Genomic DNA, 4632 nt, shown 5'->3' with positions numbered 1-4632 from the left:
CCCCGAGGCCTTCCTCGGCCGTGCCCTGGTGGCAATCCGCCCCCGCCGCGGAATATAAATCGTGTCTTTTGTCGGGGCGCCCCCCGGGGCGCCCCGACAGTCGGTTGGCGAGGGCAAGCCATCAGGCCCACCCCGTAGGGGCACCTTGCGGGTGTCCGCGGGCCCCTACGAACGACACATCAACCCGCCACGGAATTCCTATTCCAGTTCCAGTCCTGCGGGGAGTCGGGAATGCGCACCCGCGAAGATCTCGAGGTCCTCGAGGATCAGGTCCTTGCCCCCTACGCCCAGCGTAGCCGCCTCAGCCGGGGCCGCCAGCACCCCGAACCGGAGCACGCTTACCGCACCGCCTTCCAGCGGGATCGGGATCGCATCCTGCACACCACCGCCTTCCGCCGCCTGAAGCACAAAACCCAGGTGTTCATCGTCACGGAAGGAGATTACTACCGGACCCGCCTCACCCATACCCTGGAGGTAGCCCAAATCGGGCGGACCATCGCCCGTGCCCTGGGAGCCAACGAGGATCTGGTGGAAGCCATCTGCCTGGCCCACGACCTGGGACACCCGCCCTTCGGTCATGCTGGGGAGCAGGTTCTCAACCGCCTTATGCAGGAGCACGGTGGGTTCGAACACAACGCCCAATCGTTCCGGATCGTGACGCATCTCGAGCGCCGCTATCCCGAGTTCCGCGGCCTCAACCTCACGTATGAGGTCCTGGAGGGCCTGGTCAAGCACGAGACGGAATACGATCACCCGATGCTTCAGGCTTTCGAGCCCCACCGCCGCCCGACGCTGGAGGGCCAGATCGCCAACCTGGCCGATGAGCTGGCCTACACGGCCCACGATCTCGACGACGGCCTGCGGGCCGGGTTGATCCGCCCGGAGGACCTGGAAGGCCTGGCCCTCTGGGAGGAGCTCCGGCGATCCATCGGCTGGGACGGCAAAGGATTCAACGACCTCATCCGTTACCGCCTGGTGCGTCGGCTCATCGGGATGCTGGTGACGGATGTAATCCTCGCCACCGACCAGCGCCTGCAGGCGCTCCAGCCGCATTCCCCGGATGAGATCCGGGACCATCCGGTTCCGCTGATCGGGTTCTCGGGGGCCATGGCCGGGAAGGTCCGGGAGCTGAAGGTGTTCCTCTACCGGCGTCTCTACCGCCATCCATACGTGGTGCGGATGCAGATCAAGGCGGAGCGCATCGTCGAAGCCCTCTTTCAGGCTTATCTGCAGGAGCCGGAGCAGCTCCCCTACTGGGTCCAGGATCGCATCCGGGAGGAAGGAAATCTCCATCGGGTAATATGTGATTACATCGCCGGGATGACTGATCGGTTCGCCTTAGGGGAATATCGTCGCCTCTACGAGGTCACCGATGTGCTGTAGCCAACGGCGTCGGACGTTGCCCCTCGCTCTCAGCCTGCTCCTGCTGGCCACCGCGCCGCCGGATCCCCGCTTTGGGGTGGTGGAATCACCGGAGGCCCCGGAACGGGCGGCCGAGCTGGGCATCGCCTGGACCCGCGTTCGGTTCGCCTGGAATGAGATCCAGCCCAACGGCCCCGAGGACTGGAACCCGCCGTGGCCGGCGGAGCGCCTGGAAGCCGAGCGCCAGGCCGGGCGGGAGATCGCCGCCCTGGTGCTGGGGACGCCGGTATGGGCCCGCGCCGATCCTCAGGTCCCTGGGGTTCCGAGAGGCCTTTACGAGGAGGAGAGCCGGCCGGAGAACCTGTGGGCCGCCTTCCTGCGGCGCATGGCCACCACCTACCCTTACATCCGCACCTGGATCATCTGGAACGAGCCGGATATCTGGGATCCCGCCTATCCGGGTTACACCTGGGGCGGGACGGAGGCCGACCTCGTCCGTCTGCTCCGGGTCGCTTACCGCACGCTGAAGGGGCTCAACCGGGAAAACCGGGTTCTCCTGGGGGCGTTCACCTACTGGTGGGATGCGGTCTATGGACGCCGGCCTTACTTCGAGCGCTTCTTAGAGACCCTGGACCGCGACCCGGAGGCGCTCCGATACGACCGGTATTTCGACGGCCTCTGCGTCAATCTTTACTTCAACCCCGACAGCCTCTACGACCTGATCCGCTGGCACCGCGAGCGGATGCAGGCGCACGGCTTCGACAAACCGATCTGGCTCACTGAGACCAATGCTGCCCCCTCCGAAGACCCCACATGGCCCGTGCCGCACGCGATGTTCCGCGTCGCTCTGGAGGAGCAGGCCGCCTTCATCGGCCAGGCCACGGCCCTGGCCCTCGCTGCGGGGGCGGAGCGGCTGGCGGTCTACAAGCTGATCGACAATGCGGGCGACCGCTTCGCCAACCCCGAGCCCTTCGGCCTGGTGCGAGAGGACGGCTCGCTGCGCCCTGCCTTTCATGCCTACCGAACGGCCGTTCAGGTCCTGGCCGGGTTCACCGGGGCGCGCCTGGTCCGCCGGGATCGCGTGACCGTGGTGGAGGTTCAAAAGCCGGATGGAAGAGTCTGGATCGCCTGGTCCCGCACTCCTCGATCCGAATCGATCATCTTAGAGCGACGTGGGACGCTGCGAAGAGCCATCGATAGCATGGGAAACGCGGTCCGAGTGGAGAGCGTTGCGTCCCACTATCGCGTGGAGCTTCCCGGGGCCTTGTGTCGACAACGAGTGGGGACATCCTGCATGATCGGGGGGATGCCGGTTTACATTGTGGAATCTGCCCTTCGCCCAATCCGAGAACCGCGGTAGGGGCAGGCCCCTGCACCTGCCCGTAGGCCCCCGTGCCCGCCCTATCGGGGGGCGACCACGAGGGATTGCCCATATGGGGCAACCACGGGGGGCCTACAAAACCGATCCGGCGCATTGCGCATCCTGTAGGGGCGGGCCCCCGTGCCCGCCCGTGTGGGCAGGCCCCCGTTCCTGTCCCAGGCCCCTGTGCCGGCCCAGCCGGATTAAAATAGAGATAATTTCCCTTGATGTAGGAGGATCGGTGAGCACATCGGAATCCGCGATCCCCCCGGAGGGGATCCAGCGTCTTCTGGAACGGCTGACGGACCTCTCGGAAGACGAGCGGGCGCTGTTGCTGGCGCTGACCCAGCTGGATCAGGAGATCGGCCGCTCCCTCTCGCCCGAGGAACAGCAACTTCTGCAACGCCTGGCCGCCTCCCTCGAAAGCTACGATCCGGAGGAGATCCGCACAGCGATCCGACGCATGGTTCAGAGCCGCCCTCAGCGACCGGCTGAGCCCTGGCCGGGAGATCTGCGCCGTCGCCTGCGCCGTCGTCTGAGGAGCCGTTGATCACGCCCTCCCATCTCTCCCAAGCCTGCGGCCTCAGGATTCGGCCTCGGGGGCTTCCATCTCTGGTCCCGGCGGAAGCTCCGCGGTCTCCGGAGCGGCGATCAAGCGCTCTTTCAGCCGGGCTGCCTTGCCGAAGCGCTCGCGCAGGTAATACAGCCGGGCCCGGCGAACCCGGGAGTGACGCACCACCTCGATGCGATCGAGCCGGGGGGAGTAAAGGGGAAACGTGCGCTCCACCCCGATCCCGTGGGCCGCGATCCGCCGCACCGTAAAGGTGCGCCCCGTGCCGCTGCCCCGGATGCGGATCACCGTCCCCTGGAAGACTTGCACTCGCTCCTTATCCCCTTCTCGAATCCGAACATACACCCGCACCACATCCCCCGGGCGGAGCTCCGGAACCGAACGGCCGGCGATCCATTCCCGTTCCAGTTGCTGAAGGATCAAATCGCTCATCCTGTGCTCCTCCATCAGGGTCAAGGGGATCTTCGACGCATGGAGGATGGCCAGGCGAGGACCAGGGCCGAGGGGCTTTTCCCCACAAGCCTGTTCTGTTCTCGCCGCTTCCATCCCCACCCCAGAGCCTAACCCATTCAGAGGCTCAGGCTCATGGAACCTGCCTCCGGATACACAAGCGATTATTATAAATACCTGCATGGATTCTGGCAACTCAAAAGCGATCTCCTCCCCCGGTCGTTCATTCGGACAGGCGCCGCTCCACCTCTCCTCTCGCTCCGCCGGACCTTCATTTGGAGCGGCCGCCGGTCGCCCCGCCTGTTCTCCTTTCGCTATCGCTGGGAGCACCTTTCTATTCCCTTCCCTTTCCCTCTGGCTGGGTGGTGCTCTGCAGCTTGCGTTGTGATCGATCGCGCGGCTCCGGCTGAGAGGGTGGCCAGGCCCCCGGACCTCAGCGCGGAGGCGAACGTCCCTTTCCCAGGCCGGGGACCCTGAAGCTGGCCCCCTGCCTGCTCTGGATTTCGCGCTTTTCCCCGCCTCCGGATAGAATCTCCCTGTTCGAGGCGAAAACCTCTTCGGCCAGCAACCGTCGCTGCCTGGGGGGATCGCGTTGTCGCCCCCGGACACGGGCTGGCCCAGGTGATTGGTTTGTCGTTCATTCCTTGTCTCAAGATCGAAGGGGATGGAGGCTATGTCAGCGGAACAGGTGATCCCGGTGGGGATTGAAGAGCAACTGAAAACCGCTTACCTCGACTACGCCATGAGCGTGATTGTGGCGCGGGCGCTGCCGGATGTGCGGGATGGGCTGAAGCCGGTGCAGCGGCGCATCCTGTATGTGATGCACGAGATGGGCCTGCGTTCGAACGCGCCTTACAAGAAGTCGGCCCGGATTGTGGGGGAGGTGCTG

General features: G+C 65.4%; 5 protein-coding genes. 4 read left to right on the top strand and 1 reads right to left on the bottom strand.

All coding sequences use genetic code 11. The features are described from left to right. Nucleotides 1-231 precede the first annotated feature (231 nt). The 3 genes from NZM16_RS03710 to NZM16_RS03700 all read left to right on the top strand — a co-directional run bounded on the left by NZM16_RS03710 (nucleotide 232) and on the right by NZM16_RS03700 (nucleotide 3272). Nucleotides 232-1383: a deoxyguanosinetriphosphate triphosphohydrolase gene (locus NZM16_RS03710; protein ID WP_295453298.1), complete on the top strand. Its 1152-nt coding sequence runs from the start codon at nucleotides 232-234 to the stop codon at nucleotides 1381-1383. Beyond that, nucleotides 1373-2722 carry a hypothetical protein gene (locus NZM16_RS03705; protein ID WP_295453296.1) on the top strand — a complete coding sequence of 450 codons (1350 nt, stop codon included), beginning with the start codon at nucleotides 1373-1375 and terminating at the stop codon, nucleotides 2720-2722. Before NZM16_RS03710 ends, NZM16_RS03705 begins: the two co-directional genes overlap by 11 nt. Nucleotides 2723-2963: 241 nt before the next feature. Next, complete coding sequence (locus NZM16_RS03700; protein ID WP_295453293.1) at nucleotides 2964-3272, top strand: HrpJ domain-containing protein; 309 nt, start codon at nucleotides 2964-2966, stop codon at nucleotides 3270-3272. A 33-nt stretch (nucleotides 3273-3305) separates the two neighbouring features. Here NZM16_RS03700 and rplS read toward each other — a convergent pair whose 3' ends face one another. After that, entirely contained in the window at nucleotides 3306-3725 is a 420-nt protein-coding gene (rplS, locus tag NZM16_RS03695; RefSeq protein WP_366946226.1) for a 50S ribosomal protein L19, read from the bottom strand. A 691-nt stretch (nucleotides 3726-4416) separates the two neighbouring features. Between rplS and NZM16_RS03690 the strand changes: the two genes are divergently transcribed. Beyond that, a partial coding sequence (locus tag NZM16_RS03690) for a DNA gyrase subunit A (protein ID WP_295478640.1) occupies nucleotides 4417-4632 on the top strand: 216 nt, incomplete at its 3' end.

It is taken from the genome of Thermoflexus sp. (assembly GCF_025055495.1).
Taxonomy (GTDB): domain Bacteria; phylum Chloroflexota; class Anaerolineae; order Thermoflexales; family Thermoflexaceae; genus Thermoflexus.
Note: the sequence above shows the minus strand (reverse complement) of the source record. Positions and strands in the feature narration are given on the sequence as shown.